Source organism: Sphingomonas sp. BK036 (genome assembly GCF_004216825.1).
In the GTDB taxonomy this organism is placed as follows: Bacteria; Pseudomonadota; Alphaproteobacteria; order Sphingomonadales; family Sphingomonadaceae; genus Sphingomonas.
Map to the genome: position 1 here is coordinate 452,327 of NZ_SGXR01000003.1, position 25,291 is coordinate 477,617.

Sequence of the window (25,291 nt, forward strand, 5' to 3'; positions counted from 1 at the left end):
CCGCCGCCGATGCAACCAATCACGCAGTCCCGCGGTTGATCGTTGCAAATCAAGGAGATGCGACGATGAAGGATCCAAAGAAGGGCGACGAGGTGACCTGGAAATCGCACGGCGGCGAAGCGCACGGCACCGTCGAAAAGAAACAGACCAGCGACACGACGATCAAGGGCCACACCGTCAAGGCCTCCAAGGAGGAGCCGCAGTTCATCGTAAAGAGTGACAAGGGCGGCAAGGCAGCGCACAAGGCGGACGCGCTCTCCAAGGCGTGACCACGCGCGCAGTGCCAAACGCACGCGCGCAACAGGAAGGAATGCTTATGGCTACAGCTCCCAAGACCGGCGGCATCCACGCCCCCGTTCAGCCCTCTCCCGAGCTCGGCGAGATCGTCGGCAACGACAAGCTGCCGCGCAGCGAAGTGATCAGCAAGGTGTGGGTCTACATCAAGGCCAACAACCTCCAGAACCCTGAGAACAAGCGCGAGATCCTCGCGGACGAGAAGCTGAAGAAGGTCTTCGGGCGTGACAAGTGCACGATGTTCGAGATGAACAAGTACATCTCGCAGCACGTCAAGGCCTAACCGCCGGCACTGCACGACAAGCGGCGGCGGGGATTCACGCGATACCCGCCGCCCTTGATACCGGGTCGATCCGACCCTGACCAACTCGCGCCCGGTTTAACGTCCGCGCGATCCCCAAGCTTGCCCCACGCTTGATAGTCGCCAACGACCGCGGTATTGCGCGACCCGATGCCCCCGTAGCTCAGCCGGATAGAGCGACGGTTTCCTAAACCGTAGGCCGCGTGTTCAAATCTCGCCGGGGGCACCAGCTTTTCCGCGGATTTCCGCCAAAAACTGGTCCTACGCAAAGCGCGAAACGCGCGACAAGCCACGGTTCGCCCCGACACAGTCGGCGGCACATTCTGTTCTCCGCCCGTTCCGCCGTCGTGCCACAGCACGGCGCCGTCGGGTCGCGCGTGCTCCGCCCTCCGATGGCCAGCCCGATGAGGCTCCAGCGCCCGTTCTGACGGGCGCACCACCACCCCAAAACACGTCCGCGCGGCTGAGAACACCGATTCAGCTGGCGCTTTCGTGCGCCCATCGACTTCCCATCGGGAGCCGACACGATGTCGCTTACCTTCTCTTCCACACCTACGCTGCGGGGCTTCGGCCAGATCGCAGGCACCATCGCCAAAGCTGCGGACGGATCAGTCCGCGATCGCGGACCCGACGCGCAGGTTCGCCGCGGCTGCGTCGATGAGGCAGCGCCAGCAGCGCAACCGTGGGAGCGCAACCGATTCGGGTCGACCGCTGAAAGGATCTCGACCGTCGAGTCCCTGGTGGCGGTAGCGAAGGAGTTGCAGGCGGAACATGCCGCGGAATTTCCACGGGGCACGAAGCAGAAGCTCAAGCATGATCGTAAGATGCTATCAGCTGAGCTGGAGGAATTGATGGGCCGCCCCGCCGCCGATCGTCCGATCGGCCGCCCCGCCGCTATCCGGATCGCGCTGGCCGCGATAAAGGCGGACCTCGAGAAGCATTCGCTTGGGATCACCCGAACTGACGTTGCGGTGTACGAGGCGGTTTTCAACTTCCTGTGCTTCGCGGGCTCGGGACGTTGGTTTCCGTCCTGGGCGAAGATCGCGCACGCCGCGCGGTGCTGTGAGAAGAGCGTCGGTCGCGCGTTGCGCCGCCTCGGGCATCACGGCCTGCTCGCCTGGATCAGCCGCAGCACTACGAAGTCGCGGCGGAGCGATCCCGCGGTGAAGCAGCGGATGCAAACCAGCCACGCGTATTTTCTCGACCTGAAGAAGCGGATGGCCGAACGGGTCTACCAGCGCTTCGTCCAGTTGCGCGATCGACGGCGCCTGCGGTTCGGGATCACCAAGGCCGCTGCCAAGCCTGAGCAGGCCGTGCAGCCCGCTCCGTCAAAGGACGTCGCTGAACTTCGCCGCACTATTGCCGGCTTCGGCGCCTCCCTTCTTGCTTCAGACGGACATCGTGCCCGAGTATGAAAGCTTCTAGGTTTATAATGAACAAGGAACGTCTTCGCTGAACGCGAAGCCGGCGTAAATTTGTTCTCCCCCAAAGCCGAAACGGCATGGCTCAAAGACCCGACCGCCAAGACCCGGCTGTCGGAACGTGGCGGCTTGCGCCGCCCCGGGCTGTCGAGGGGGGAGTGAACGAAAGCCGTTGTTCTTTTCTTGCGTTGCGTATGCGGCGCTGATCAAATGTCGACCAACAGATCCGCCCACTCCTGGAACAGGTCGCGCAGTCGCTGAAGGCGAGCGCTTCGATCATACGCCGCTTTGACCTTGTCCTTCGGCGTATGCGCCAGAGCCCGCTCGATATCGGCGCCGTCTGCCCCTTTCTCGTTCATCATCGTGGAGAACGACGCCCTCCAGCCGTGCGGGACATGCCGCCCCTCGAACCCCGCGCGATCGTAGAGGGCGCCAATCGACTTCTCGCCGATCATCCGCCCCCCGCCGCAATCGAAGATCAGATCATGCATATTTGCATCGCGCTGATACATATTCTCGCCGCCCTGATGCATATCCCCGCGTAATTCGCGCAGCAGCTCGACCGTCTGGCGCGACAGCGGCACCAAATGATCATTCTTCGCATCGAGCTTCTTTGCTGCCGCCAGCTTCATCCGCGCGGCCGGTACCCGCCAAAGCGGCGCGGCGCCGTCGAGATCCTCGATCTCCTCCCAGCGTGCGCCGCGTACCGCGGCGAAACGGACCGCGGTCAATGCCAGGAATCGCGACGCACGTTTCACCACCGGAGCGACGTCGACCAGCTCGGCCGCGGCGAGCAGCGCGCGCGCGTCCTCGATCTCGAGCAACGCGGGATGATGCTGTGCCGGCGCGGGCGGGGTGAGCGCGCGGCTGACGATCGCCGCCGGATCTTGGTCGACCAGGTCCTCCGCCATCGCATAGGCAAACACGGCCGAGATTCGCTGACGTACGCGACCGGTGGTGACCAGGCTGCCGCGCTCCTCGATGACGCGCAGCGCGTTCAGAATCACGGGCACGGTGACGGCGCCGATCGGCATCGCGCCGATCGCCGGGAACACGTCACGCTCTAGGCTGCCGAGGACGTCGCCGGCATGCACTTCCGTCCAACGCGGGCGCATGTGGGTGTGCCACTGGCGCGCGACGTGCTCGAAAGCACGAGCCTTGCCGATCTGCGCAACATCGCAGGTCCGGGGATCCTCGCCGCGGCCGAGCTGCTCGCGCGCCTGGTTGCACCGGGCCCGGGCGGCATCGAGCGTCACCTCGGGCACCGCGCCGATCGTCAGCAGCTGCTCCTTCCCGCCGAGGCGGAACTTCATCCGGAAAGACTTCCGGCCTGTCGGCGCGACGTAGAGGTGCAGGCCGCCCTGGTCGAACAGCTTGTAGGCGGCCGCGCGCGGCCGCGCGGCTTTCACCGCGGCGTTGGTCAGCATAGGAGGCTCCGATGGTAGACAGGAAAAAGTTAGGACCGCAAATCAAGCGCCTGCGGGATCTATTGAGCGCAGCTACGCCCGGCGATTGGGCTGTCGCGGAAGTTGATGGCACGATCTATATCGACGCCGATGATAGCGGCGATCACCCCATCGCCATGATCATGAGCGGATCGCCGCATAGCCAGGATCGCGCTGACGCCGCTCTAATCTCAGAGATGAAGCGAGTGCTTCCGCTCATGCTGGACGCCTTGAGCTCTGCGGTCGACGACGACAAACGCTCTACTAGCTTGCATTGAGTCGAACGCTTCGCCGCTCGCACCGGCCAACTCGGCGATAGGTGGTCGACCCGTAATTGTGGCTCAGTTTAACACAGGTTGTATTTTGACGACCCATAACGGTTGTCGACGGATCAAGTGTAAACAGTGAGAAGCGCTGATGGAAAGAACGCCTTTGTCACGAGCAGCCAAGCTTTTAAGTATCCTTGAGAGCGGTGCCGTAGAAGCCGATAGGTTAGAAATGGAGCTCGTCGCTGCTCGTTTACACGAAATTATGGATCTGCTTCGCCCGATTAATCCGAAACAGGCCAAAGCTTGATGACGGCGGAGGTTCCCTCCGCCGCAGTGACGCTATCCTGCCGGTTCTAACCGCGACGATACCTCCGATTTGACCGGTCGATACCCCGGCGGCTTTCGCCCAAAAGCGGCCAGAATGCCCGCTCCGGAGGGCCTCTTGACAACAGACTGACCGCAATGGTGAAATTTGGGTGTTAGGAGGTTACCATGTTCGATGCCCAGGACCGCGCCTACTTTGCTCGACGTGCCGCGACGGAACGCATATCGGCTTCCGAAGCATCAGACCCGGCGATACGCAAAATCCACGCAGATATGGCAGAAGAGTATCAGCGTAGGTCAGAGGGAGCTGAACCCCGAAGCATGGTTCCTTTCTCTGCCGACAAGCCACTGTTCACGGACGGCAGCTAGCCACCAAGATGAGACATTGCCGCGGCGGAGAAACCCTCCGCCGCAACGACGCATTTCCGCGAGTTTCGGCGGGGCATGTACCCCGATTTTAGGTAGGCGATACCCCGCCCCTTCATACCCGAAAGCACGAAGATGGCGGGGTTTTCCGAGTCAAAGCACTAAGCTGATCGCGCAGACCTGTTGCGGATGATCAGCTAACCTATGCTCGGAGCAGCGCCCGAGCTATGCCACGGCCAGAATCACGCGGGCAACCCCTTCAGGCAGATTACCCGCTCACGCTCGCGGCGCTTCACTAAACCGGCGACTACCCGCCCGCCGGCTTTCACGAACAAGGGGAAGCGTTCGCAGCCCGCGCGCCATTGGCCGGCATTCCAAAGCTTCGCGATGCTCGATCCGCAGACGCCGGCCGTACCGATGTTGTACGCAAGGCCGACCGCCGCGATTGTCTGGTTCGATCGGCCGTAGAGCTTGGGGATGCACTTGATGATCGGCTCGGCGTGCGCGATCAGCTCCTCCTCGAGCTTCGCATTGCACTGCGCTTCCGTGAAGGTCATGCCCATCCGAACGCCCTTCGTGACCCCGTCACACGCGGTCGGCACCTTCACGATGTCGAGATACGCCTTCAGATACTGGCGACCGGCTATGTGGCGGACCGCAATCGAGCCGTCCTTCTGCACGGTCGCCTCAACCTTGCGGCCGCTCTCCTCAGCCGGGATCGAGACGAACAGCGCCGCGGCCGCGACGACCGAGCCGATCACGCTGGCGAGCGTTTTCTTATTCGCCATCGGTAGCATCCCGTTTCTTGAGGATCCGTGCGACGAGCGTCGCGACGAAGAGCGCCGGCGTTACCCACCGGCTGACCGGGCCCGGCACGATCGCCCGGAGCTCCTCGGGCAACGACTGCCAGATCGACAGCGCGGTATCGGGCGAAGCGGCCGCAGCGGAGGTTGCAATCGCGCCGATCGCGGCGACGCGCACCGACGCCAGGCGCCACGCATGGCGCCAGTTCGGAATCAGGTTCATGATATTCTCCGGAGATGGCGGCAGCCGGCCGCCGGCGGACTACTCGGCGTTCGGCGCCGGAATATGAATTGGCCGCTGGCCTTCGAGCATCCGGACGCGTTCCTTCACACGAACGACGTCGGCTTCCATGGCATCTGCGCGGGCGTCCTGGCGCGCATTGGTCGCTTTGGTATCGGACAGCTGGAGCGATGCCGAACCCTGGCTCGCCTGGAGGTCGGCAATACCCTTTTGCAGCGCGTCGACATTGGCCGACATGCGCGTCACGATCGTGCCGAGCGAGCTGACGCTGGCGCCGACCCAAAGGCATAGCGCCAGGATGATCGCGACGACGATCGTCGCTGCGTGTTTTGCCAGTCCGCGTTCCTCAACATGGGCGGTAGGCGGGCGAGTAGCGGCAATGAGCGACGCGATGTCGTTCAGGTCGAGGCCCTCGCGGTCACGGTTGCGGCTCACCTCAGGCTACCGCCGACTTCAGGTTCGGCATGATCTGCGCGACGGCGCGCAGGTGGACGTCGATCGAGGCGTCGTCCGCGAACGTGCCGGCGCGCACGATCGCGGCCAGCCCGTCGACGACGGCCGCATAGCCGTCGCCATTCACAATCGCGCGCAGCGGTGCGAGCTTGTCGTCGCGAGCCGCCTTTTCCGCCGCGGCCTTCTCGGCACGGTATGCCGCAGCAGCGCGCTCCATTGCAGCCGCCTGCTCGTCAGAGGTGATGACCATGTCGTTCTGTGCGTCAGCCATGTCTTTTTCCTTCACGGTTCGTAGCTGGTGATTTGGAGGATCTGCGTGACCTGGTCGGCGCGTGGGGCGGTACCCGTCACGCCGGGGGTATTGATGGCGGTGATGCGGGTGCGCAGCTGGATCGGATCGGTGCCGCCCGTCGTGTCGGTGATCTGGATCGTGCCGGTTGCGCTCTTCGTAAAAGTCGCCGGCTCGCTGGCGCTGGCATAGCCGTTGTTGCCGCTTTCGTAGCGGTATCCGCCGAGCTGCCCCGTGCCGAGCGACGTCCAGGTGCCATCCGACTTGAGGCGTTCCAGGATGAAACTGGCAGTGGCCGCGCCGCTGTCCTGATAGCTCGACGTGCGGGTACCGCTGCTCTGGAACGACATGCTGACGACGAAGAACCGTTGCTTGCCGTTGGTCACGAAGGGCCCGATCGCCACCTGTGACAAGCCGGTGTCGAACGTCGTCTTCTGACTGCGCAGCTGGCCCTCGCCGACCAGGCCGCCGCGATATTCCTGCCCGTCAGTGCGCTGATAGGAGATCGCTTGCGCCTCGGTGCATTCCGCCAGGCTGTTCTTCACCGGGCCGAACCACTCGACGAACTGGTTGCTCGATCCGAACCCCGTACCGATCACCTTCATGTGCGTTGCCGACTTCATGACGATCCGGCCGGCGCCGCCGATCAGGTCGTTGGCGATGTAGATGTTGCCGTCGCGTACCGCGAGCGCCGGGATGACCTTGCCGTTGGCAACGTTGAGCAGCGCGATCTGCGACGCCACCAGCGCGACGTCCGAAGTCGCAACGCCGTTGTCGTTCAATGCCCGCAAGATCAGCGCGGCCGTGGCGCCAGGAACGCTCGCCGTCTTTTCCGACCAGGCGGACGACACCTTCCGCGCGGCATCGGCCGCGACGCCCTCGGTCGTCGTCATACGTCCCTCAAGGCCGCTGGCCCGCGCGGTGAGGTTCTGCACGGTGATTGCGGCGGCACTATCTGCCGCCGCTCGGGTGCTGGCCTCCTGCGAGATCGCGGCCGTGTTGGCGTTGGCGAGATCGAGCGCGCGACCGGCTGCGATCTCCTGGGCATTGGCCGGCCGCAGGCTCAGACGAAACCACGTCAGATATTTGGCGGCGATACCGACGCCGAAGCCGCCCCAGCCATGCATGCCGTGCAGGCTCAACGTGGTCTGCCCGCTGATCTTGACCATCTTGGACCAGCTGCGCGTGATCCCCTGCCCATCGGCGCGGATCACCTGGTTGCTGTCGACCTCGGTCGAGAAGCTGAGGCTGAGGCCGGGCACCCCGGACAGCGTGACGCCGGCGCCGACCCAGACGTTCGCGTCGAGGCGGACCGTCGCTTCGATCATCCAATAGCCGTCGTACACCGGAACGCTCTGCACAAACCCGCTTGCCGCATCCTGCGTGTCGTTCAGTGTCTGGATGGCATACTGGCTGCCGATCCCGGCCTGGCGTGCGGTACGGTAATTCCCCTCGGCAACCCATGTGCTCCAGGAATCAGGATTGGCAGCGCCGTCCGGCCATGCGGCAAACTTGTCGTTCTTATTGCTCGAGTTGGCCGAATAGCTCGAGGCGATCGTCGAGAAGGTGCGCGCCGACGCCTCGCTGGCGTTGGCTGCCGCGGCAGAGCCTTGAGCCGCCGATGCCGCCTGCTGCGCCTGCCCGTTTGCCGTGGTGGCGGTGTTCGCGCTTTGCGTCGCCGAGGAGGCCGATTGACCGGCGCTCGTCGACGACGCCTGCGCAGCGGAGGCGCTCGACGCAGACGCGTTGGCGGCACCCTGCGCGGCTTTCTCCGAGGTGATATCGACGATCTCGAGAACGCCGCAATGATAGGCCCCGTTGTTCGGTCCACCGTCGCAGTTGATGACGACGCTCGGCCAGATGCACGCCTGGTTGGCCTCGCTGACCGTCAGCTCGCCAGTGATCTTGCGGAAGCCCGTCGACTGCGGCGTAACGGACTGCTCGGCGCCAGCCGCAAAGCCCATGAAACCGTTGATCGTCGCCTCATTCGGACCGTCATAGCCGGCCAGTGAGAAGCGCACGTTGGTCCCATAGGAAAAGACATAGGCGGTCAGGCGATAGGTACGGCCGGGTACGTTCGGCAGCGGCTTGTTCGGCCGCACATAGCTCTCGAAGTTCTGCTGCCCGGAGTCGACCTGCGTGAGATACGGCGTCGGCCAGTTGCTATCGGGACCAACGATCTTGCCGTTGTAGGACCAGGCGCTGCGCGCGTCGGGCGCGAGCGAGGTCGGTCGCAGCGATTGCAGGGCTCCTACGGCGCCGCTCTGGGCGCTGGCGGCAAGGTTCGCGCTCGAGGTCGCCGAATTGGCCGAGCCGGCTGCGGTCGACGCGCTGGTCGCGGCCTGCCCTGCCGACGTGCTGGCATTGCCGGCGCTGGTCGCAGCGTTGGTCGCGCTCTGGTTTGCGGCACTGGCTTTCTGCCCCGCCTGGTCGTTCGATGCCGCGGCCGAGGCCGCCGACGTCGAGGCGGCCGTGGCGGAGTTGCCCGCGGCCTTCTCGCTGGTCACGTCCTCGATCGTGAACGACACGACGTTGAAGCTGCCCCGGCGATCGTCATAGCAGACCAACCGCGGCCGCAGCAGCGCGCGGCTTCCATCGCAGGTATAGTCGAGCTTGTAGCTGGTCAGCGGCGTTTGCACCGGGCGGCCATATTCGCCCGTCAGGTTCAGCCCCGCGCCGGCATAGTCGGCATTGAAGCCGATCATGTCGAGGCAGATCTGCCCGCCCGCAGCCTCGGTCGGGTAGCCGACGATCTCAACGCGGTAGGTCCGACCGGCGGTGTTCGGAAAGGCCTGCTTCGGGCAAAGGTGCACGCGCACATTCGGCGCGATCGTGCAGACCGGCCGCGTGTTTTCGACCCGGTAGCTCTTCGACGTATTGGCGCGATCGGTGCGCGCATCAGGTGCGCCCGTCCAATCGTCCTGCCAGTAGAGCCCGCCCTGTTCAAAGGTGGATTGCCCCGAGAGCGCCGTGTTGATGATCGCGACGTCGCGCGCGGACGCGCTGACATTGGCGCTCGAGGACGCCGAATTTGCCGAGCCTGATGCGGTGCTGGCGCTGGCGGCCGCCTGGTCGCGCGATGCCTCCGACTGCCCCTTGGCGGTGACGGCCGCGGCGCGCGATGCGTCCGCGGCCGATGCCGACTGTGCGCTGGCGTCCGCCTTCGACGAGGCAAGGGACGCCGAACCCGATGACGCATTGGCAAAGCCCGCCGCACTGTTGCGCAGCGCACCGGTGTCGTCATGCAGCGCCGCGGTGTCGTTCCGCGCACTGACTGCGACACCGGCCTGCTGAGCGGCGCTCGATGCGGATCCGGCCGCAGTGTTCGCCGACGTCGACGCGTCGTTGCGATAGGTCAGCGCCTGGCCGGCACTGGTCGCGGCATTGGTCGCCGACGTCTGTGCCGCGCTCGCGCTTTGCGAAGCGGCATCCTTGCTCGCGGACGCGGCCGACGCGCTGGTCGCCGACGCGGTCGCCTGCTGCCGAGCGGCATATTCCTGCGTGATGTCCTCAACGATGAGCCCGGTGGTGTGCACCAGGCCGTTGTTCACCTTCCCATCCGTCGTGTTTATCACGATGCGCGGATCGAAGAACGGGCTGCCCGTATTGTCGTCGACGTTGAACTCGCCCGACAGCTGAAAGAAGCCGGTCGCCTTGGGCGTATTAGTCGCCATGGTGCCAAAGTATTTGTCGGCAGTAGTGGTCGATGACTCCTCGCCGGTCGCGCCGTAGAGCCCGAGGAAGAACACGACATTGGTGGCATAGGAATAACCGAAGGCTGTCACGCGGTAGCGCTTGCCCGCGTTGCGCGGCAGGCGCCGCTTGAACATCACATAGACTTCGTAATTGAACGCGTTTGCTGGCGTGGCGCTTATGTAAGCCTGCGGCCAGCCGTTACCCGGGCCCGAGATCGTGACCTGCGGTGCGGTCAGCATATAGGCGTCGCGCTGGATCGGGGCGAGCGTCGCGGGGCGCAGCTGGTTGACGATCGCCTGTGACGTATCGCGCGAGCTGCTCGACACGCCGGCGCTCGATGCAGCCTGGGCCGAGAAACCTTGCGCGTCCGTGCGCGACTGCGCAGCCTCGTTGCGATACGTGCCGGCCTGCCCCGAGCTCGTCGCAGCGTTCGCGGCCGACGTCTGCGATGCCGATGCGCTTTGCGCAGCCGCGTCCTTGCTGGCGGAGGCGCTCGAAGCGTTCTGCGCCGAGCTGCTGGCAGAGCCGGACGCCTTGCCCTCGGACGCCTGGGCGGCATCCTTGGCGCTCGCCGCGACCTGGGCGCTAGATGTTGCCGAGTTCGCCGACCCCGACGCCGAGCTGGCGCTGGCGGCCGCCTGATTGCGCGATGCCTCGGCCTGGCCACTGGCGGTCGCCGCTGCGGCCCGCGCGGTGTCGGCTGCCGTCGCAGACTGCGAGCTGGCGTCGGCTTTGGCGGACGCCGTCGACGCCGAGCTTGCCGAGGCGGTTGCATAGCCTTGCGCCGCGACCTCGCTGGTGACGTCCTCGAGGACGATCCCGGTGATGTGATATTGGCCGTTGTTCGGACCGTTTTGCGGCTGGATATTGACCGACGGCCAGATGAAGGGCTGGAACCCGTCGTCGACGACGAACTCGCCGACGATCTTGTTCCAGCCTTGGCTGACCGGCGTGATCGCGGTGCCCTTGATGCCGTTCCAGCGGTTGACCGATCCAGCGTTCGGCCCGTCATAGGTGCTCGCGAAGAAGAACAGGTTCGTGGCGTAGGAATAGACCCAGGCGGTGAACCGATACCGCCGGCCGACGACCTTTTCGATCGGCTTGTTGAAGCGGTGCGTCCATTCCGCGGTCAGCCCGTTGGCCGGTACCTGCGTGGCATAGGGCTGCGGCCATTCGGCCGATGGGCCGGCGATCGCGCCGAAAGAATAATAGGCGGTGCGACCGATGGGATCGAGCGTCGGCGGATACTGCTTTTCAAACAGGGCCTGTGCGGCATCGCGCACCGATGCGGTCACCTGCGCGCTCGACGAGGCGGCGTTTGCCGAGCCCGCAGCATTGCTCTCGCTGGTCGCCGCGCGCGAGGCGCTCGTCGACGCCTGGCCGGCCTTCGTCGTGGCGATGTCGGCCTGCGCGCTCGAGGTTGCGGCACTCTGCCCTGCCGCATCCGCCTTTTGCGTGGCGATCGATGCCTGCCCGCTCGCCGTGCTGGCCGATCCGCTCGCGCCGGTCGCGCTGACCCGCGCGGCTTCCGCATTCTCGCTAGCGGCACGCTGCGCGCCCTGCGCCGCGACATTGGCGGTGCCTGCACCGTCCCGAGCCTGCACGGCTGCATCACGCGCGGCGGATGCTGCGGTATTTGCCTGGTCGGCAAGCGTGCGGGCATTCTCGGAAAGACGCCGCGCGGTATCGGCCTGCCCGGCAAAATCGCCGGCCGCGGTCCGTGCCTGGGTTGCAGAATCGCGCGCCACCGAACTCTGATCGCGCGCGGTCTGCGCGGCCGTTGCGGCTGCCGATGCGGCGTCCGCGCTCTTGGCTGCGCTATCGGTCGAGCCATAGGTCTTGATCAGGTCGGCGACGCCGGTGATCGCGCGATCGATCCCGCCCGTAACCTCGGCCGCCGATCGACCGCCGACCGCATTCGTATCCTTGGAGGTATGTTCGCCGGTGACGTCGGCATTGTCGGCCGGCTTCGTGCCGGTCGGATCGGCAATGTCAGGCCAGTTGACCTGCGCGCCGAGCGGCTCGATCTTGCCCGCCGTGCTCAGCCCTTCGATCGAAAGCGACAGCTTGCTGGTCGTCTCGCCGACCTCGATCGAGAATTCCTTGAAGAAGCCATAGACCGTGAGGCTGTCGAGCCCGTCCAGGCCGATCCAGAGCGACGGCACGGCGCGCACGGCCGCGATCCGGTTGGCGACGACGTCGATCGACGCGGTGGTGATGAGCGACTTCGCCGCCATCCGCTTCGACCAGGCGCGCTCGACGATCGTCACCGCGCCGAAGTCGTCGACGTCCTTGCGGCTATAGTCGGTAATCCCCGATGTCGGCGATCCCTCGGTCACGCCCAGCCCGACCAGCTTGCCGGCGAGCAGCGTGCCGACCGACACGGATCCGCCGGCGATCGTCACGGTGACGCGCGTGGTGCCGGCCGGGAGATCCAGGAAGGTCGTTGCGCCGGCGCTGGCGGCAATGGTGCGGTCATAGCCCGTCGCCTGAAGGCGCACGGTCGCCGCGGTGACGTCGAGCAATGCCACCGCCTGGATCGCTGCCGCCGTCAGCGTGACGGTGATCGCGTTCGCGGCCGACGTCAGCGAGCCGAGCGCCTGGTCGAACATCGCCCAGCGGTTGGTCGGGCCGACGTCGATCCACTTGCCCGAGGCGGCAATCGGATCGTCGCCGACATTGCCGGCGATCGCCGATTCATAGACGCGGTGCGACGCGGCGCGCATCACGCGCGCGCCGAGCGGGTACGTCGTCGACGCCGACCATTCGGCCGCATCGGTTTCGGGAACGCTGCTGCTGACCAGCTGGTCGTTCGTGATCTTGACCGGCTGGAGCAGCCGCAGCGTCGACGTGCCGGCGACCGCGGGATCCCCGCCGGCGTCGGCGATCGGCGCGGTCTCGACCAGGCCCTCGACCGTCAGCGTGCAATAGCTGAGCGGCGGTACCGCATGATCGACCTCGAACTCCTTGTAGAAGCCGCGCACCGACAGGCTGGCGAACCGGTCGTCCGCGGTCCACGTCGCCGGCGTCGCGCGCAACGTGGCAAGCTGGCGCTGAAGCGCGCCGGTGTCGTCGAACGGCACAGCCAGGCGCACGGACATGCGACGCGAGAACGCGCGCTCGACGACCGTCGTGACGCCGTAATCGTCGGTGACGCGACGGCTATAGTCGACGATGCCGATCGTCGGCGCCGTCTCGATCGGGCCGAGCTCAATCACGTCGCCGGCGGAGGTGGTGACCTTCATGCCGCGCTCGCCACGCTGATCGCATCGCCACCGCTCAGCGACGTCACCGCCTCAAGGCGACGATCGATGCGCCCAGCGCTGCCCGCGGTTGCGGCATGGCCGGAATTATTCTCGTTCCGCATGGCGGTCACCTCTTCGCGGAGCGATTTAATCTCGCTCACCAGGTCATCGTTGGCGGCCGTCGGCGACGTCGACGTCTGCGCGTCGCTGATCGCCGTAGCCAGGTCGTCGGTGGTGACGGCCGTGCTCGTCGACGTGCTGCCCTTCGCCAGGGCGGTGACGACGCCATAGGTTGCCTCGAGGCTGGCGGCGGTCTGCGCCTGGACGCGCGCCAGCTCCTGCCGGCTGGTCGCCTGCTCGGCCGCCGCGGTCAGCAGCGCCTGGCTCAGCGCCGGCAGGTTCTTCGCCGCATCCTGGTCGCCACCGCGCGCGGCCGTGGTCGCGGCGTTGAACTGGCCCTGCAGGCTGGCGAAGCTGTTGCCGCCGGCGACGTCGGTCAGGCCGCGGATCCGCTTCACCTCGTCCATGATGCTGTCGCCGACCGACGTCCACGCATCCGCCAGCGTCTTGGCGGCCGTTGCAGCCGCCTGCGCATCCTGGATCGCATAGATCTGCTGCTGCAACGCGCGGTTGCTCGCATCGAGCTTGGCCAGGTCGAGCGCACGGATCGCCGCGGTGTCGCCCTGCAGCTCGAGCAGCTGGCGCTGCAGATCCTGACGCTCGCTCGCGATGTCGGCCGCGCTCTTCACACCTTCCATCGATGCCTGCAGATCCGCAAACGCCGGCGCGAGCTTCAGCAGCGTCGCATAGGCCGACTGGCCGGCCGACGTCGTCAGATCCTGCGCCTCGACGAGCTGGCGGAACGCCGACAGCGTCGCCGGCATCGAGGTGCCGAGGCTGGCGAACACGCCGTTCAGCTGCGCGGTCTTGGCGGCCGCCTGCTCTTCCTTCGAGTAGAAGGTCTCGAAATAGGCGCTGGCGGCATCGGTCAGCGCCGAGACGCTGTCGAACTGATCGGCTAGCGCGAACTTCACGCCGATCGCCATCGACTGCGAGCTGGTGCCGAGCATGTCGAGCGATGCACCAACCGCCTCAACGGTCGACGTGACCCGCACCAGCGTCTCGAACACGCCTTCGCCGACCTTCTGGAATTGCTCGAGCCCCGGGAAGGCTGCCGCTGCCATGCCATCGGCCGCGGCACCGAACACGGCCGACAGCTTCTCCTGGATCTGCTCGCCGGTGAGGCCCTTGAGATTGATCTTGCCGATGTCGACGATGAAGCTGTTGAGCCGCGCCTGGACGTCGCCGGTGGCAACGCCGAGCGGGCCGGCCGCCGACGCGATCGCGTCGTTGAACGATCGCAAGATCAGCGTGAACTGATTCTCGAGCCCGGCATCGGCGCCAGTGTATTGCGTCGAGTATTTCGTGCTGGTCGTCAGGCCGAACAGCTTCTTCTTCTTTTCGATGTCCGAATAGTACGACGCATCGAACCCACCGTTCATGATGTCGCCGACCGACTGCGCGCCACCATACAGACCGCTGCCGATCACGCTGGTCTTGGAGCCGAACAGGCCGCCGAGGATCCCGCCAATGACCGGGATCTTGCTGAGCACCGATCCGATGGCGTTCGCCTTGAAGCCCTCGGTCACGCCGCTCGACGCGTCGATGTTACCGGAGCGCACGACCAGGCTGGCGACGCCACCGATCTGGTTGTCGATCGACTTCAGCGATGCCGACATTTCGCGCGCGAAGGTGTTGGTCAAGGTGTCGACCTCCTTCAGCGCATCGATCGCGTTCTTGATGCTGTCGCTCTTGGCCGACGTATCGCCGAGAACCGTACCGGTACCGGAGTTGGTCGGCGCCAGCGTGTTCTTGCCGCCGCCACCGAACGACCCGGCGATCGACACGCCGATCGACGCTAGCGCGGCGACGGTCGCGGCGCCGGCAGCGATGTTGAGCGGGAACGGCAGGCTCTTGATCGCATTGACGACCGCCTCGGTCGCACCGACCGCGATGCGCGCAGCGCCGTTGGCAATCTTGGTACCGGTCTCGATCGCATCCTGCGCGATCGCGCGGCCCGACAGCGCAAACTGCACCAGGCGGAATGCCTTCTCGGCGGTTTCGAGGGTTTTGTAGCCCTGCGACCCTTCCTTGAAGAAGCCCTTCGCAGCCGCTGCCATATCGCCGAACGCGCCGATCTGCTGCGACGACGACCGGAGCGAGTACAGCCGGTTCTCGCGATCAATCCGCTGCTGATCCTTACCGGCCGCGCGGATGGCTGCGTCGTGCGCCTCCTGCAGCTTCGCCTGGTCGGCATAATAGCCGGTCATCACGGTCAGCGCGTCGCCGATCGCCGAGCCGACGCTGCCGAAGGCGTCAGCCATGCCCTGGGCGGCGCTCTGCGCGGTCTGGTCGATCGTATCGAACAGGTCGGCCGTCGCCGTCAGCGAGGCGTTCCACGCGTCCTGCGCAACCCGGTTGGTCTCTGCGCCGGTCGCGATCTCGACCTGCTTGTCGATGTAGGTCTTCGCATACGCGGTGCCGAGCTCGTAGCCCTTCGCCTGAAGCGTTTGCTCGGCTTGCAGCTTCGCCATGGCCTGCGCGCGGGCCATATCCGTTGCACCGACGAGCCGGAGTTCCTCCCGCTGCATAGCAAGCTGGCGATCAGCCTGCTGATCGGCGCCAGCGTAGAATGTGCCGATCTCCGCTGCCTTAACAGCACCGCGAGCGTCCTGCTGCGCCTTCAGCGCGGCGGTTGCCTTCTCGGCCTCTTCCTTCAGTCCGCGCTGCTGCGCCACCTCGATCGCCGCCAGAAGCGGCAGATCGGCGATACGGTCCTGGACCAATTCAGCGGCGCGCTCGGCCGGGACGTTGCCGGCAGCGATCAGCGTATTGACCTCGGTCTGGACGCGCGCCTGGTCGCGCAGCGAAGCGGCCGACTTCGCCGAGTCCGAGACACGCTGCGCGACCTCGAGCCGGATCTGGCGGTTCACAGCCGCCTCGATATCCGCCTGCTGCTTGATCGCCTTGCTTTCGGCCTTCACGCGCGCCTCGGCGATCAGCGCCGCAGCACCGGACACGCCGTAAGCCTCCGCCAGCTTGTAAAGGTTGCGGATCTGCGCCTCGGTCGCTTCCGCGTCGCGCGCCAGCTGATCGGCGTGCTTATCGGTCTTCGGCTTCGGAAAATTATTGTAGCCGATCGACTTGGCAATGCGCTCGCGCGCATTGTCGATCGCCGCCACCTTCACCCGCTTGCCGAGCTTGGTCAGGTACTGGTCGGCCGCGGTGTACGCAGCGCCATAAGTCTTCTCGAGGAGCTTCGGATCGCCCTGCCCGATCAGCATCTTGCCGAGGCCAACGACGCCACCCTTCTCGATCTCGCCGAGATAGGCTTTGGTACCAGCGACGCCGGCATAAATGCCCGCCATGGCCTGGCGCATATAACCGGTGAGGTCGTCGAGAACGCCCTTCACGCCCTTAGACATGCCCTTCATGTCACCGACGAAGTAATCCGAGATATCTTTGCCGACGACACTGAACAGTGCCTTGGACGTGTCGGCCCAGGTGACCGTCTCGTCCTTCAGCTTGAAGAGTTCCTGCTTCGTTGCGTTGGCGCCACCGGTGATTTTCCCGAGGTCGCGCGTCAGCTGGTCCGACTTTACGCCGTCGTTGACCCAACGATTGAACAGGGCGAACCCCGCGCCGACCGCTGCAAAGCCGATCAGGAGGGGAGAGAAACGGAGAGCGAGCGCGCCGACTTCCTTGCCGAAACCGCGCAACCCGCCTTCGCTCATCTGTGCGACCTGGAAGATCTGTGCGCCCTGCTGGATGAACACCTGCATAGGCTTCTGGCCGGTGAGGAGCCCCTGCGTAATATCCGGCAGCTGGACCGCGATGGTCTTCAACGCTCCGCCGCTCCTGCGCGCGGATTCGGCCATCTGGTCATGACGTTGTGCGGCGACGTTGCTACGCTCGATCAGCGCGGCCTCAGCGCGGCCCAACTCGGCCGCCGATGCACCGGCCGCCGTCATCACGCGCCGGGCTTCCGCCAGCTCAGCGTTCAAGCGGTTCTGTGAGGCCGCGGCCGGATCGATCATGGCGCGCAGGCGAGCGAGAGCCGCAGAATCGCTAGCAGCAGCCGTCTCTTCCGCACGTAGAGCCTCGGCACCGCGACGCGCTGCGGCTTCGAATTGATCATGCGCAAAGGCGGCCGACCGGAGGCGCTGCGCCTCGTCCTCCCGTGCACCGGCTGCCTGAGCTGCGTCAAATTCGCGCTGGGCTGCGGCGCCCTTGCGCGCTGCCGATTCGAACAGGTCGTAAGCATGCGCCGCTTCACGGATCCGCGTTGCTTCTGCCGTCGCGGCCGCGACCTTCTCCGCAGCTTCCATTTCGCGCATGGCGGCGATGCCCCGCCGCGCCGCCGATTCGAAAAGATCGTGGGCGAACGCGGCCGAGCGCAATGCCTGCGCCTGTTGTTCTGCCGCCGCTACCGCCTGACTGGCGGCCAGGTCCTGCGCCTGGGCGAGCGCCTCGGTTTCGAAACGAGCCTTACGCGTCGCAGCGAACCGCTTATCGTACAGCGCGGCCTCTGCGGCGACCAAACGGGCGGACAAGTCCGTGTTGCCCTGCTTGGTGGCTGCTAGCGCCAGCTCGGCGACGCGCGCCTCGCGCAGCTGCTCGCGGGTCTTGCCATACGCCGCGGCCTCACGCTCAAGCGAACGCACCAAGGCTTCGCCGGCCTTCTCGACCTGCGCCATCGCCTGACGGCTCGCTGCCATCTCGCGCGTGGCAGCATTCCCGAAAGCGATAATATTCGACGTCGCGGCCGAAACGTCGACCATGCCCCGGGTTGCCCGCTCGATGCGTGTGGCGTCGGCAAGCACCTTGGCTTCGGTCGAGTCCATCGTGGCCTGCAGACGGAAAAGCTCGTCTGCGGAAAGGCCGGTATCGATGATGAAGCCGACTTCGAGTGCCGGGGAGGAATCGTCCATGGGCATATCCCTCCCCGATCAGCCGAGCACGTTGCGCAGTTCGGCTTCAGCGACCTCGAGCTCGCGCTGGGTCACTGGCGCCCGCCATGGCGGCGGGCAGGTTTCCGCTTCGGCCCGCCGTCCTTCGGCAAGGTACGCGGCCGACAGCTTGCGCAGCAGCCGCGCGACCCATGGCTCGAGCCGAACGCAGGTGTTGTCCTGCCACGCCGCGATCTCGCGAGAGCTGAGCGGCGCGGCGCCCATGCCGGCCGCCTCACTCAGGCCGATCTCGATCAGCCAAGTGGTGATGTGCGGCGCCGGGTTAGGCGGCATTTGCGGATCGATCTTCTTGCGTTTGAGCGTATCGATCCGGCTACGCCGGGGGGCATCCGATTCAGCCTTGCCCCGCCGGCTCCGTTCGTCCGGTTTCGGCGTGGCATGCAGCCACGCCATTTGCCGGACGTAGAGGGTCAGGCCGCCTTCGAGGCGGCGCTGAAGTTTCCCCAGTCACCGAAGAACTTCATGACCTGCTTGGTGACGAAGCCGAGCGACTGGTCGGCGTACAGCGCGCGGAACAGCGCGTCACCGGTGACGCCGTCCGCAGCGGGATATTCGAAATTCTCGAACGACGCGGTCAGCGCGGCGAGATCCTCGGACGTCTCGGCGATACGCTCCTCACGCGATGCCGCGGTGATCTTGCCGTCATTGTCCTGCATGCGCTTGAGCGCGCGGGCCGACTGGCGGGCTTCGACGACGCCGGCGACCTGGCTGCCAGGGCCATGCAGGTGAATGCGGACGGGCAGCGTGCGCTCGGCATCGGCGTACAGCAGCTCACCGGCAGCGTTCTTGACGTGAACGGAGGCGGTCGCGGCAACGGCGAGCGTGGCGATGTTCAAAAGCTTGGTCATGTTGGATCCTTCGCGGGAGGATGGTGCACCGACCCGCCCCGCGCCCGCGATAGCGAGGCCGGTCGATGCATAAGGGAGAGCCGGCGTCGCGGGCGCCGGGAGGGGGGATCAGGCGCCAGAAACACCGGCGCCGGAAAGAGGATCAGACGCCGGCGACGCGGACGATCTTGGTGCAGATCTCGATCGTGGGCGCACCCGTCAGCATCGAGTCGGCGTTGTCGGTCGTCTCAGGCGCGCCGAAGTTGCGGCCCTGGAAGAAGCGCTTCGACCCATCCTGATAGGTGACCTTGAACGAGTAGAGCTTTTGGCTCTCGTCGTCGGCCGACGTCTGAAGCAGCGTCTGGCCGGCATCGGCCGGATCGATCGCGTAGGACGGCGTCAGGGCGCCGTAATCGGCCGAACCCTTGAACTTCTGCTTTGCGCCCTTGAGCGGCTGGAACTCGACCTTCGCGAAGCTCGCGCCGATCGCGCCGATCTTCTCGACCTGGCCGACCTCGACGAACGTCAGCGCGCCATACCCGGCCGCGTCGAGGGTAGCAGGCGTCGCGGCCGAAACGGCGAGCGACGAACCTACTGCGGTATTGGAACCCATGGTGATCTCCTGGTGCTGGGTGCCGGCGCTGCCGGCTGAAACAACCCGCTCGAGCGGGCTGGCTGGTTAGCTGGCCTTGCGGCCGGCGGGCGCGGCGGGCGCGGCGGGCTCGTCGGCAGCGGGCTCGACTAGGCCGCACGCCTGGTAGTTTGCGAATGCGCCCTCGGTCATCTCGACAGTCGCGCCGGCGGTGAACTGCGTTTCGGTGCCGGCGTCAGTGAAATCCCGGACGATCTTGGCGCGCTTGGTCTTGGTGTCGGACATGGTGGTCTCCTTCAGGCGGGAGCGTCGAAGCTGACGCGGAAATCTTGGGTCTGTTCGAAGCTGTTGCCGGGGCCGCGCGCATCGGGGCCGGTACCGGCGGTCAGGATCGAGGCGTTGGTGGCGCCGGCGATGTCGCCGGTACGACCTGCACAAGCGCTGCGGACCGCGCGGATCGCGGCGGTCTGCTCTGCATAGGTCGTGGCGCGGATCGTGACGGATACCCGGTCGACCGTCCGGATCGTGCCGCGGCGTTTGAGCGGCTGGCTCTCGACGCTGCTGACCAGTCGGACGAGCAAGGCCGGCAACACCACATTGTCAGGCAGCGCGCCCGCCTTGATCCGCACCGCCGGCGCGATGTCCGTGACCGCGCGATCGACGACCAGCAGCGCACCAATGATATCGACACCGGTCATTCGTCATCGCCCTCGGGTTCGGCGCTGGCGACGATCCCCGAGCGGGTGACGTGCGCGTTGATGAAGCTCTGCGCCGCGGCGATCGCCTCGGCGCCCTTGATGTCGAGCGCAGGGCGGAGGAACGGATGCGGTCGCGCACCGGGATGAAAGACGGTTTCCCCGACGAACTTCCCGCCGATGATCATCGACCGCTTGGTCGTCTCGTTGAACCGGGCAACGCTCTTCCCGCCGCGCTCGTCCTTCGCGATCGTGACGAAATGCGCGTCGGTGCCGTATTCAAGCCAGTTGGCGATCGCGCGGCCCCAGCCCTTGCGGATCGTGATCTTGACGGTGATGCGGCCGGCTTCCGCCTTGGTGCGCATCACCAGCGCCTCGTCGACGTCCGACGAGATCGACCGGTCCTTCGCATCGTCGAGAATGATCCGGCCGCCGGCGCGCGCGGCACCGCGCAGGACCTTCCTTTCCAGCTCGGCCGGCAGCTGCGCTATGCGCCGCCGGACTGCAGCACCGCCGCGGCTCGTCGCCATCAGGCGGCAGCCGTACCCGGGTTGTAATCCTCGACCATCAACTCGAGGCCACCGCGGCGCCCCAGCTCGGCCGGGCCCGAGACGATCTGCATGATCCGGCTGCCTTCGACCAGGCGCATGCCGGTCTCGACGTCGTCGCGCCAATACATGCGCACCCGCGCCGGCCGCGTCGACGTCGTAAACCCGCCCTCGGTCCGCTCGCCGCGGCTGGGCAGTGAATCGCGGATGCCGATCCAGATCTCGTCGACCAGCTGCCAGGTCTCGCTGCCGGCACTGCCGAAGTCGGTGCTCTCGATCCGGCGCTCGAGCCGCACGAAATGCTCAAGCTCGCCCGGGCGAACGACGATCATGCGACCGACACCGCCATGTACCGGCCGATGATCGGGCGGAGCTGGTCGTCGGTCAGCTGCGGCCCCTCACGATTCACGTACAGGTCCGACAGCGCCAGCTTTACGCAATGCACGACGATCGCCGGCACCTGGTCGACCGCAGGCCAGCCGGTCGCGCCGACCAGCTCGCGGCCAAGAAAGCTCTCGATACGTCCCTGCGCTGCCGGCAGCAGCTCGAGGACCTGCGCGTCGACACTGGTACCGACGCGCAGGAAGTTGCGGGCAGCGGCGATCGTCAGCACGCCGCCATCGATCGCCGCCACGTCAACCATATCAGGCGGCCGGTGCCGACTTGGCGGGTGCCTTGTAGGTCTCGGCGATCTTGCGCTCGACCAAGTCCTTTTCGGTCTCGGCGTCGAACTTGGCGATATCGCCCTTCACGAATAGCGACCCGTGCGTGTGGGCCATGAGGAATCTTACCGCCATGCGTATTCTCCGGATGCGCAAACGGGCGACCGAAGCCGCCCGTTTGCAGGTGTCGATTGATCAGCGACCGGTCGGCCGCGGACCGGCTCAGTCGTTGCCGGGTGCCCAGGTGACGCCGGTGAGCATGGCGAAGGCGACCGCGTAACGCGTGCCGGTGTCGTGCTCGGCGATCAGACGGATCACCGTCTCATCGTTCGAGAACGCCGAGCGCATGACGCCCTCGTCGTCATAGGCCGCGGTATCCGAGCTCGCGATCGTGACCGATTCGGTGTCGCCGATCAGCAGCTGCGAGAAGTCGCCGAAGTAGATCTCCGACTCGTTGCCGCCGGCGCCGAGGTTGTCCGGTACCGAAGTCGTCATGCCGATCGGGTAGCCATAGAGCTTGCCCTGGGCGATCTCGGGGAACGCGATGTTGCCGTTGCCGTCGCGCAGCGTCTCGAGGAACATCTTCGAACGCGGCGTCATGATCCAGCCGCAGCTAATCATCGGCACGTTCGAATTGATGACGCGCAGACGCACCTTGGCGAGATCCGCGGTGACCGTCTTCAGCGTGGTCTCGGCGCTGACGGCGATCTTGTTGCCGACCGGCATCAGGCTGGCGACGCCCTTCGGCGTGTTGTCATCGCCGACGCCGCGGATGAACTGCGCGTCTTCCTTGACCGCCACGCCCTCGAGCAGATCGTCACGCACCATCTGCACCACGCCGATCGAGGCGCGGCGGATCAGCTGGTTGGTGATCGGCACCAGCGCGCGCAGCGTCTTCGCCGACATCGACATCGTGCCGACCTCGACGTCGGTCGTAGGCGCTGGCTGACGCTCGCCGACATAGCCGGCGTTCGTGCCCTTCGTCTTCTTGCGCATGGTGAGGTTGCCATCGGGCATCGGGATCGAGCGCGCGCCGAGCGATCGCACGACGACACGCGGCCGCAGCAGGTCGATGAAATCGGAGCTGTAGGCGGTGTTGACCAGGAAGCCGCCCTTCACATTGGTCGACTGCTCCTGGTTGGCGACGATCTGGCCGGTCTCTGTGCCCCAAACCTGCTCGGCATGGTCGGCAGCGGCGCGCTGATCCATGTTGCACGCGGCAAGCGACATGGTGATGCGGGTGAACATCGTACCGGGGGGCAACGGCGTCGCGGCAGCAGCGGGAACGGTGCCCGGCTGGTTGCCCTGCGTGCCGCCCGGCACGGTGATCGGCACCGCTGCCGACGACTTGAGCGCGAGCAGCTGCTCCTCGCGACCGATCTTCGTCTGAAGGCCGGCTGCCTCGGTCATCTTGGCGTCGAAGTCTGCCTGCTCCTCGGCGGTAAGGTCGCGGTCGCCATCGGCCGTCGCGGTCGTGGTAATCAGCGTGGCAGCAGCCAGCACGCCGGCAAGGCTCATCTTGAGCGCGGTGATGCGCATAGGTTCGTCTCCTGGGGTTTCAGAGGCCGGCGCGGGCGTGCGCAAGCTTCAGGTTATTCTCCGCGGCCGTGCGCCGGGTGGAGGGGTTGCGGGTCGCAAGGCGGCTGATCGCGCCGTTCAGGCCGTCAGCCTCGACGCGGTCGGCCATGCCGGCCTTCACGGCCGGACCGCCCGCGAGAATGCCGCCCTGGCCGAAATCACTGCGCACGACCGCTTCGGTCACGCCGCGACCGCGCGCGACCGCCGCGATGAACACGTCCTCAAGCGCGTCGATCGTGCCGCTGATGACCGCGCGGCCTTCCTCGGTGCTGAGATCGGGGCGCTTGTTCGGCGCGTTCTTGCTGACGATCGCGATATCGCGCCGGCCGGCCTGGTCGGGGTTCTCCTGGACGCTGCCGCCCATCATGACGCCGATCGAGCCGACCATCGCGGTCGCGTCGATCGAGATCTCCTTAGCGCCGCTGATGATCCAATAAGCCGCCGAGCAGCCCATGCCGGTGACATGCGCGACAACGGGCTTGGGGGACTGCGCAACCATGCGCGCGAACTGCGCGATATCGGTCGTGACGCCGCCCGGGCTGTCGACGACCAGCAGGATCTTGCGGACGGCCGGGTCGGCCTGAAGAACACGAAAGTCGGCCGCCAGGTGATCGAGCGCGACGGCGCCGCCACCCGAGGGCGAGAGCATCGCTGCTCGCGGCAGGATCGGGCCGAAGATCGGCAGGGCGCCGACGCCGTCGCGGATCGCGGCCGAGCGGGTCCCAGCCGCACGCTCGCCCATCTGCGCGATCGCTTCGGAATGGCGCTCGATATGCCCGTCGCCGGCGACCGCCTGGACGGCCGGGTGATCAAGCGCGCGCGTCGCCATGGCCTCGATCGCCTCGAGATAGCCGGGCATGATCGCCCAGGGCACGGACCAGATGGCCGCTAGAATACGATCGCTCATGCGTCGTCCTCGCTTCGGTTGGGGGGTGGCAGCTTGCGATCGGCGGGCTTTGCCTCGCCTTCGACCGTCGATCCGGAGCCGAGGCGATACTCATCGCCGCCCTCGCGATCGTTGCGGTTCTCCATGCGGCGAACCTCGTTCGGGTTGAGGATGCCCTTGTCGATCGCGACGCCGTAAGCCTCGTACCGGCTCTTGATGTCGCCCTTCAGGAGCGCATCGGGCAGGAATTCGAAGAAGTGACCGGGCTCGGCGAACTGGTGCGTTGCGGCTGCGGCGACACGCTCGAAATGCCCCATCATCGAATACAGGATCAGCTCGAGGCTTTGCTGCTCGATGTTGGAAAACGTCGCGCGGCTCAGCTCAAAGACGATATGCGGGGGCACACCGAACGCGCGCGCGATCTCCACGACGTAGAAAGCGCGGACCTCGATATACTGGCTCTTGGCGTTGTCGTGCGCGAGGAACTTGGCGTCCATCTCCTGATCGAGCACGGCGACCTGGCCGGCGTTCTTCGGACCCGAAAAGCGGCTCTGCCAATCGGTCTTCAGCTTGGTCTTGTCGCCCGGCTCCATCTTCGCCTTCGACGTCAGGATCGTCGACGGCTGCGCGTTGTTCTCCCAGAAGCGCGCGGCAAACGACGACGTTGCAGCCGCGGCCTCGAAGGTATCCTGCAGGATCTTCAGCCGATCGATGCCGACCAGGCCGTCACGCGAAAAGCCGGGAATGTACCAGAGATCGTTGCGCGTCAGTCGCTCGAACGTGCCGTTCGGCAGGTGCGTGTCATAGAACACCTCGAGCCCATCGGCCTTGTCCCAGCTCGACGCCGGCGTGACGCCGTGTGGATTTACGCGGGTCAGCTTCCCGGCGCGGTATAGCGGATCCCGGTGGATATAACCGGCGAAGCGCCCGGTCATGATCAGGTCGCCGAGCATGACCTCCTTGAACAGGAAGGCATTCTGCACGTCGTTCGTGCGCGTGCGCAGCATCATCGCCTGCGGCGCGTCGTCGACGCGGACCTTACCCGTCCCTTCCGATCGATAATAGATCAGCGGCGCCATCGCGAAGAGCCCGGTCAGCACCTCGAGCGCGCGCAGCACCGCCGGTGACGACATGGCCGCCTGCTCGCCGATCGGCGCGCCGCGCGTGCCGCCCAGCAGGTTGAGGAAGGTGAAGCCGCCGGTATCGCTCATGCCGTCGGCGCTCGCCTCGACCGAGGGCGCGGCCGGAACGACCGACGTGCCGGCGCTGCGGCGCGCCTCGGCCTCTGCCGCACGTTGCGACAGCTGATATCCGCTGATCGACATG

At 66.1% G+C, this 25,291-nt stretch carries 23 protein-coding genes and 1 tRNA gene; 5 read left to right on the forward strand and 19 right to left on the reverse strand.

Going from position 1 to position 25,291, the window contains the following annotated elements:
* Nucleotides 1-65 precede the first annotated feature (65 nt).
* From EV283_RS02170 to EV283_RS02185, 4 genes are all read left to right on the forward strand, one after another.
* On the forward strand, nucleotides 66-269 hold the full coding sequence (locus EV283_RS02170) for a DUF2945 domain-containing protein (RefSeq protein ID WP_130322296.1): 204 nt from the start codon (nucleotides 66-68) through the stop codon (nucleotides 267-269).
* Between the two features lie 47 nt (nucleotides 270-316).
* Entirely contained in the window at nucleotides 317-577 is a 261-nt protein-coding gene (locus EV283_RS02175) for an SWIB/MDM2 domain-containing protein (RefSeq protein ID WP_056411383.1), read from the forward strand.
* A gap of 170 nt (nucleotides 578-747) precedes the next feature.
* Nucleotides 748-824, forward strand: a tRNA-Arg gene (locus EV283_RS02180).
* A 298-nt stretch (nucleotides 825-1,122) separates the two neighbouring features.
* Nucleotides 1,123-2,010 carry a hypothetical protein gene (locus EV283_RS02185; RefSeq protein WP_130322298.1) on the forward strand — a complete coding sequence of 296 codons (888 nt, stop codon included), beginning with the start codon at nucleotides 1,123-1,125 and terminating at the stop codon, nucleotides 2,008-2,010.
* Between the two features lie 212 nt (nucleotides 2,011-2,222).
* On the opposite strand, the gene EV283_RS02190 is transcribed toward EV283_RS02185, so the two are convergent.
* Nucleotides 2,223-3,443, reverse strand: a complete 1,221-nt coding sequence (locus EV283_RS02190; protein ID WP_130322300.1) for an integrase arm-type DNA-binding domain-containing protein — start codon at nucleotides 3,441-3,443, stop codon at nucleotides 2,223-2,225.
* Between the two features lie 11 nt (nucleotides 3,444-3,454).
* On the opposite strand from EV283_RS02190, the gene EV283_RS02195 reads away from it, so the two are divergent.
* The gene (locus EV283_RS02195) at nucleotides 3,455-3,739 is read left to right on the forward strand and encodes a hypothetical protein (RefSeq protein WP_130322302.1); all 285 of its coding nucleotides are present in this window, start codon (nucleotides 3,455-3,457) and stop codon (nucleotides 3,737-3,739) included.
* 923 nt (nucleotides 3,740-4,662) lie between these two features.
* On the opposite strand, the gene EV283_RS02200 is transcribed toward EV283_RS02195, so the two are convergent.
* The 18 genes from EV283_RS02200 to EV283_RS02280 form a co-directional block, all read right to left on the reverse strand.
* Nucleotides 4,663-5,208, reverse strand: coding sequence for a lysozyme (locus EV283_RS02200; RefSeq protein WP_130322304.1), 546 nt, complete (start codon nucleotides 5,206-5,208; stop codon nucleotides 4,663-4,665).
* Nucleotides 5,198-5,446: a hypothetical protein gene (locus tag EV283_RS02205; protein ID WP_130322306.1), complete on the reverse strand. Its 249-nt coding sequence runs from the start codon at nucleotides 5,444-5,446 to the stop codon at nucleotides 5,198-5,200. The genes EV283_RS02200 and EV283_RS02205 overlap by 11 nt, the downstream gene beginning before the upstream one ends.
* A gap of 39 nt (nucleotides 5,447-5,485) precedes the next feature.
* Nucleotides 5,486-5,899: a hypothetical protein gene (locus tag EV283_RS02210; protein ID WP_130322308.1), complete on the reverse strand. Its 414-nt coding sequence runs from the start codon at nucleotides 5,897-5,899 to the stop codon at nucleotides 5,486-5,488.
* 1 nt (nucleotide 5,900) lies between these two features.
* Nucleotides 5,901-6,188: a hypothetical protein gene (locus EV283_RS02215; RefSeq protein ID WP_130322310.1), complete on the reverse strand. Its 288-nt coding sequence runs from the start codon at nucleotides 6,186-6,188 to the stop codon at nucleotides 5,901-5,903.
* Between the two features lie 11 nt (nucleotides 6,189-6,199).
* Nucleotides 6,200-13,147: a hypothetical protein gene (locus EV283_RS02220; RefSeq protein WP_130322312.1), complete on the reverse strand. Its 6,948-nt coding sequence runs from the start codon at nucleotides 13,145-13,147 to the stop codon at nucleotides 6,200-6,202.
* Nucleotides 13,144-18,138, reverse strand: a complete 4,995-nt coding sequence (locus EV283_RS02225; RefSeq protein WP_130322314.1) for a hypothetical protein — start codon at nucleotides 18,136-18,138, stop codon at nucleotides 13,144-13,146. The genes EV283_RS02220 and EV283_RS02225 overlap by 4 nt, the downstream gene beginning before the upstream one ends.
* An 18-nt stretch (nucleotides 18,139-18,156) precedes the next feature.
* Nucleotides 18,157-18,570, reverse strand: coding sequence for a hypothetical protein (locus EV283_RS02230; RefSeq protein WP_242615747.1), 414 nt, complete (start codon nucleotides 18,568-18,570; stop codon nucleotides 18,157-18,159).
* Between the two features lie 17 nt (nucleotides 18,571-18,587).
* The gene (locus EV283_RS02235) at nucleotides 18,588-19,025 is read right to left on the reverse strand and encodes a hypothetical protein (RefSeq protein ID WP_130322318.1); all 438 of its coding nucleotides are present in this window, start codon (nucleotides 19,023-19,025) and stop codon (nucleotides 18,588-18,590) included.
* A gap of 142 nt (nucleotides 19,026-19,167) precedes the next feature.
* A complete protein-coding gene (locus EV283_RS02240; protein WP_130322320.1) occupies nucleotides 19,168-19,617 on the reverse strand; it encodes a hypothetical protein in 450 nt (149 codons plus the stop codon).
* A 66-nt stretch (nucleotides 19,618-19,683) separates the two neighbouring features.
* On the reverse strand, nucleotides 19,684-19,881 hold the full coding sequence (locus EV283_RS02245) for a hypothetical protein (protein ID WP_130322322.1): 198 nt from the start codon (nucleotides 19,879-19,881) through the stop codon (nucleotides 19,684-19,686).
* An 11-nt stretch (nucleotides 19,882-19,892) separates the two neighbouring features.
* Nucleotides 19,893-20,294: a hypothetical protein gene (locus tag EV283_RS02250; RefSeq protein WP_130322324.1), complete on the reverse strand. Its 402-nt coding sequence runs from the start codon at nucleotides 20,292-20,294 to the stop codon at nucleotides 19,893-19,895.
* Nucleotides 20,291-20,821 (reverse strand): HK97 gp10 family phage protein, encoded by a 531-nt coding sequence (locus EV283_RS02255; protein WP_130322326.1) that lies wholly within the window; start codon nucleotides 20,819-20,821, stop codon nucleotides 20,291-20,293. Before EV283_RS02255 ends, EV283_RS02250 begins: the two co-directional genes overlap by 4 nt.
* The gene (locus EV283_RS02260; protein ID WP_130322328.1) at nucleotides 20,821-21,171 is read right to left on the reverse strand and encodes a head-tail adaptor protein; all 351 of its coding nucleotides are present in this window, start codon (nucleotides 21,169-21,171) and stop codon (nucleotides 20,821-20,823) included. Before EV283_RS02260 ends, EV283_RS02255 begins: the two co-directional genes overlap by 1 nt.
* Nucleotides 21,168-21,473: a head-tail connector protein gene (locus tag EV283_RS02265; RefSeq protein WP_130322330.1), complete on the reverse strand. Its 306-nt coding sequence runs from the start codon at nucleotides 21,471-21,473 to the stop codon at nucleotides 21,168-21,170. The genes EV283_RS02260 and EV283_RS02265 overlap by 4 nt, the downstream gene beginning before the upstream one ends.
* 10 nt (nucleotides 21,474-21,483) lie before the next feature.
* Nucleotides 21,484-21,618 (reverse strand): hypothetical protein, encoded by a 135-nt coding sequence (locus EV283_RS19540; protein ID WP_278044182.1) that lies wholly within the window; start codon nucleotides 21,616-21,618, stop codon nucleotides 21,484-21,486.
* A 105-nt stretch (nucleotides 21,619-21,723) separates the two neighbouring features.
* Entirely contained in the window at nucleotides 21,724-23,040 is a 1,317-nt protein-coding gene (locus EV283_RS02270; RefSeq protein WP_130322332.1) for a phage major capsid protein, read from the reverse strand.
* 19 nt (nucleotides 23,041-23,059) lie between these two features.
* A complete protein-coding gene (locus EV283_RS02275; RefSeq protein ID WP_130322334.1) occupies nucleotides 23,060-23,986 on the reverse strand; it encodes a S49 family peptidase in 927 nt (308 codons plus the stop codon).
* Nucleotides 23,983-25,290, reverse strand: coding sequence for a phage portal protein (locus tag EV283_RS02280; protein ID WP_130322336.1), 1,308 nt, complete (start codon nucleotides 25,288-25,290; stop codon nucleotides 23,983-23,985). Before EV283_RS02280 ends, EV283_RS02275 begins: the two co-directional genes overlap by 4 nt.
* Between the last annotated feature and the right edge of the window lies 1 nt (nucleotide 25,291).

Bases quoted from the DNA above. Each gene is read 5' to 3' on its own strand.
- EV283_RS02170 (WP_130322296.1), top strand. From the start codon at position 66: ATGAAGGATCCAAAGAAGGGCGACGAGGTGACCTGGAAATCGCACGGC.
- EV283_RS02175 (WP_056411383.1), top strand. From the start codon at position 317: ATGGCTACAGCTCCCAAGACCGGCGGCATCCACGCCCCCGTTCAGCCC.
- EV283_RS02185 (WP_130322298.1), top strand. From the start codon at position 1,123: ATGTCGCTTACCTTCTCTTCCACACCTACGCTGCGGGGCTTCGGCCAG.
- EV283_RS02190 (WP_130322300.1), bottom strand. From the start codon at position 3,443: ATGCTGACCAACGCCGCGGTGAAAGCCGCGCGGCCGCGCGCGGCCGCC.
- EV283_RS02195 (WP_130322302.1), top strand. From the start codon at position 3,455: ATGGTAGACAGGAAAAAGTTAGGACCGCAAATCAAGCGCCTGCGGGAT.
- EV283_RS02200 (WP_130322304.1), bottom strand. From the start codon at position 5,208: ATGGCGAATAAGAAAACGCTCGCCAGCGTGATCGGCTCGGTCGTCGCG.
- EV283_RS02205 (WP_130322306.1), bottom strand. From the start codon at position 5,446: ATGAACCTGATTCCGAACTGGCGCCATGCGTGGCGCCTGGCGTCGGTG.
- EV283_RS02215 (WP_130322310.1), bottom strand. From the start codon at position 6,188: ATGGCTGACGCACAGAACGACATGGTCATCACCTCTGACGAGCAGGCG.
- EV283_RS02220 (WP_130322312.1), bottom strand. From the start codon at position 13,147: ATGAAGGTCACCACCTCCGCCGGCGACGTGATTGAGCTCGGCCCGATC.
- EV283_RS02225 (WP_130322314.1), bottom strand. From the start codon at position 18,138: ATGGACGATTCCTCCCCGGCACTCGAAGTCGGCTTCATCATCGATACC.
- EV283_RS02230 (WP_242615747.1), bottom strand. From the start codon at position 18,570: ATGGCGTGGCTGCATGCCACGCCGAAACCGGACGAACGGAGCCGGCGG.
- EV283_RS02235 (WP_130322318.1), bottom strand. From the start codon at position 19,025: ATGACCAAGCTTTTGAACATCGCCACGCTCGCCGTTGCCGCGACCGCC.
- EV283_RS02240 (WP_130322320.1), bottom strand. From the start codon at position 19,617: ATGGGTTCCAATACCGCAGTAGGTTCGTCGCTCGCCGTTTCGGCCGCG.
- EV283_RS02245 (WP_130322322.1), bottom strand. From the start codon at position 19,881: ATGTCCGACACCAAGACCAAGCGCGCCAAGATCGTCCGGGATTTCACT.
- EV283_RS02250 (WP_130322324.1), bottom strand. From the start codon at position 20,294: ATGACCGGTGTCGATATCATTGGTGCGCTGCTGGTCGTCGATCGCGCG.
- EV283_RS02255 (WP_130322326.1), bottom strand. From the start codon at position 20,821: ATGGCGACGAGCCGCGGCGGTGCTGCAGTCCGGCGGCGCATAGCGCAG.
- EV283_RS02260 (WP_130322328.1), bottom strand. From the start codon at position 21,171: ATGATCGTCGTTCGCCCGGGCGAGCTTGAGCATTTCGTGCGGCTCGAG.
- EV283_RS19540 (WP_278044182.1), bottom strand. From the start codon at position 21,618: ATGGCCCACACGCACGGGTCGCTATTCGTGAAGGGCGATATCGCCAAG.
- EV283_RS02270 (WP_130322332.1), bottom strand. From the start codon at position 23,040: ATGCGCATCACCGCGCTCAAGATGAGCCTTGCCGGCGTGCTGGCTGCT.
- EV283_RS02275 (WP_130322334.1), bottom strand. From the start codon at position 23,986: ATGAGCGATCGTATTCTAGCGGCCATCTGGTCCGTGCCCTGGGCGATC.
- EV283_RS02280 (WP_130322336.1), bottom strand. From the start codon at position 25,290: ATGTCGATCAGCGGATATCAGCTGTCGCAACGTGCGGCAGAGGCCGAG.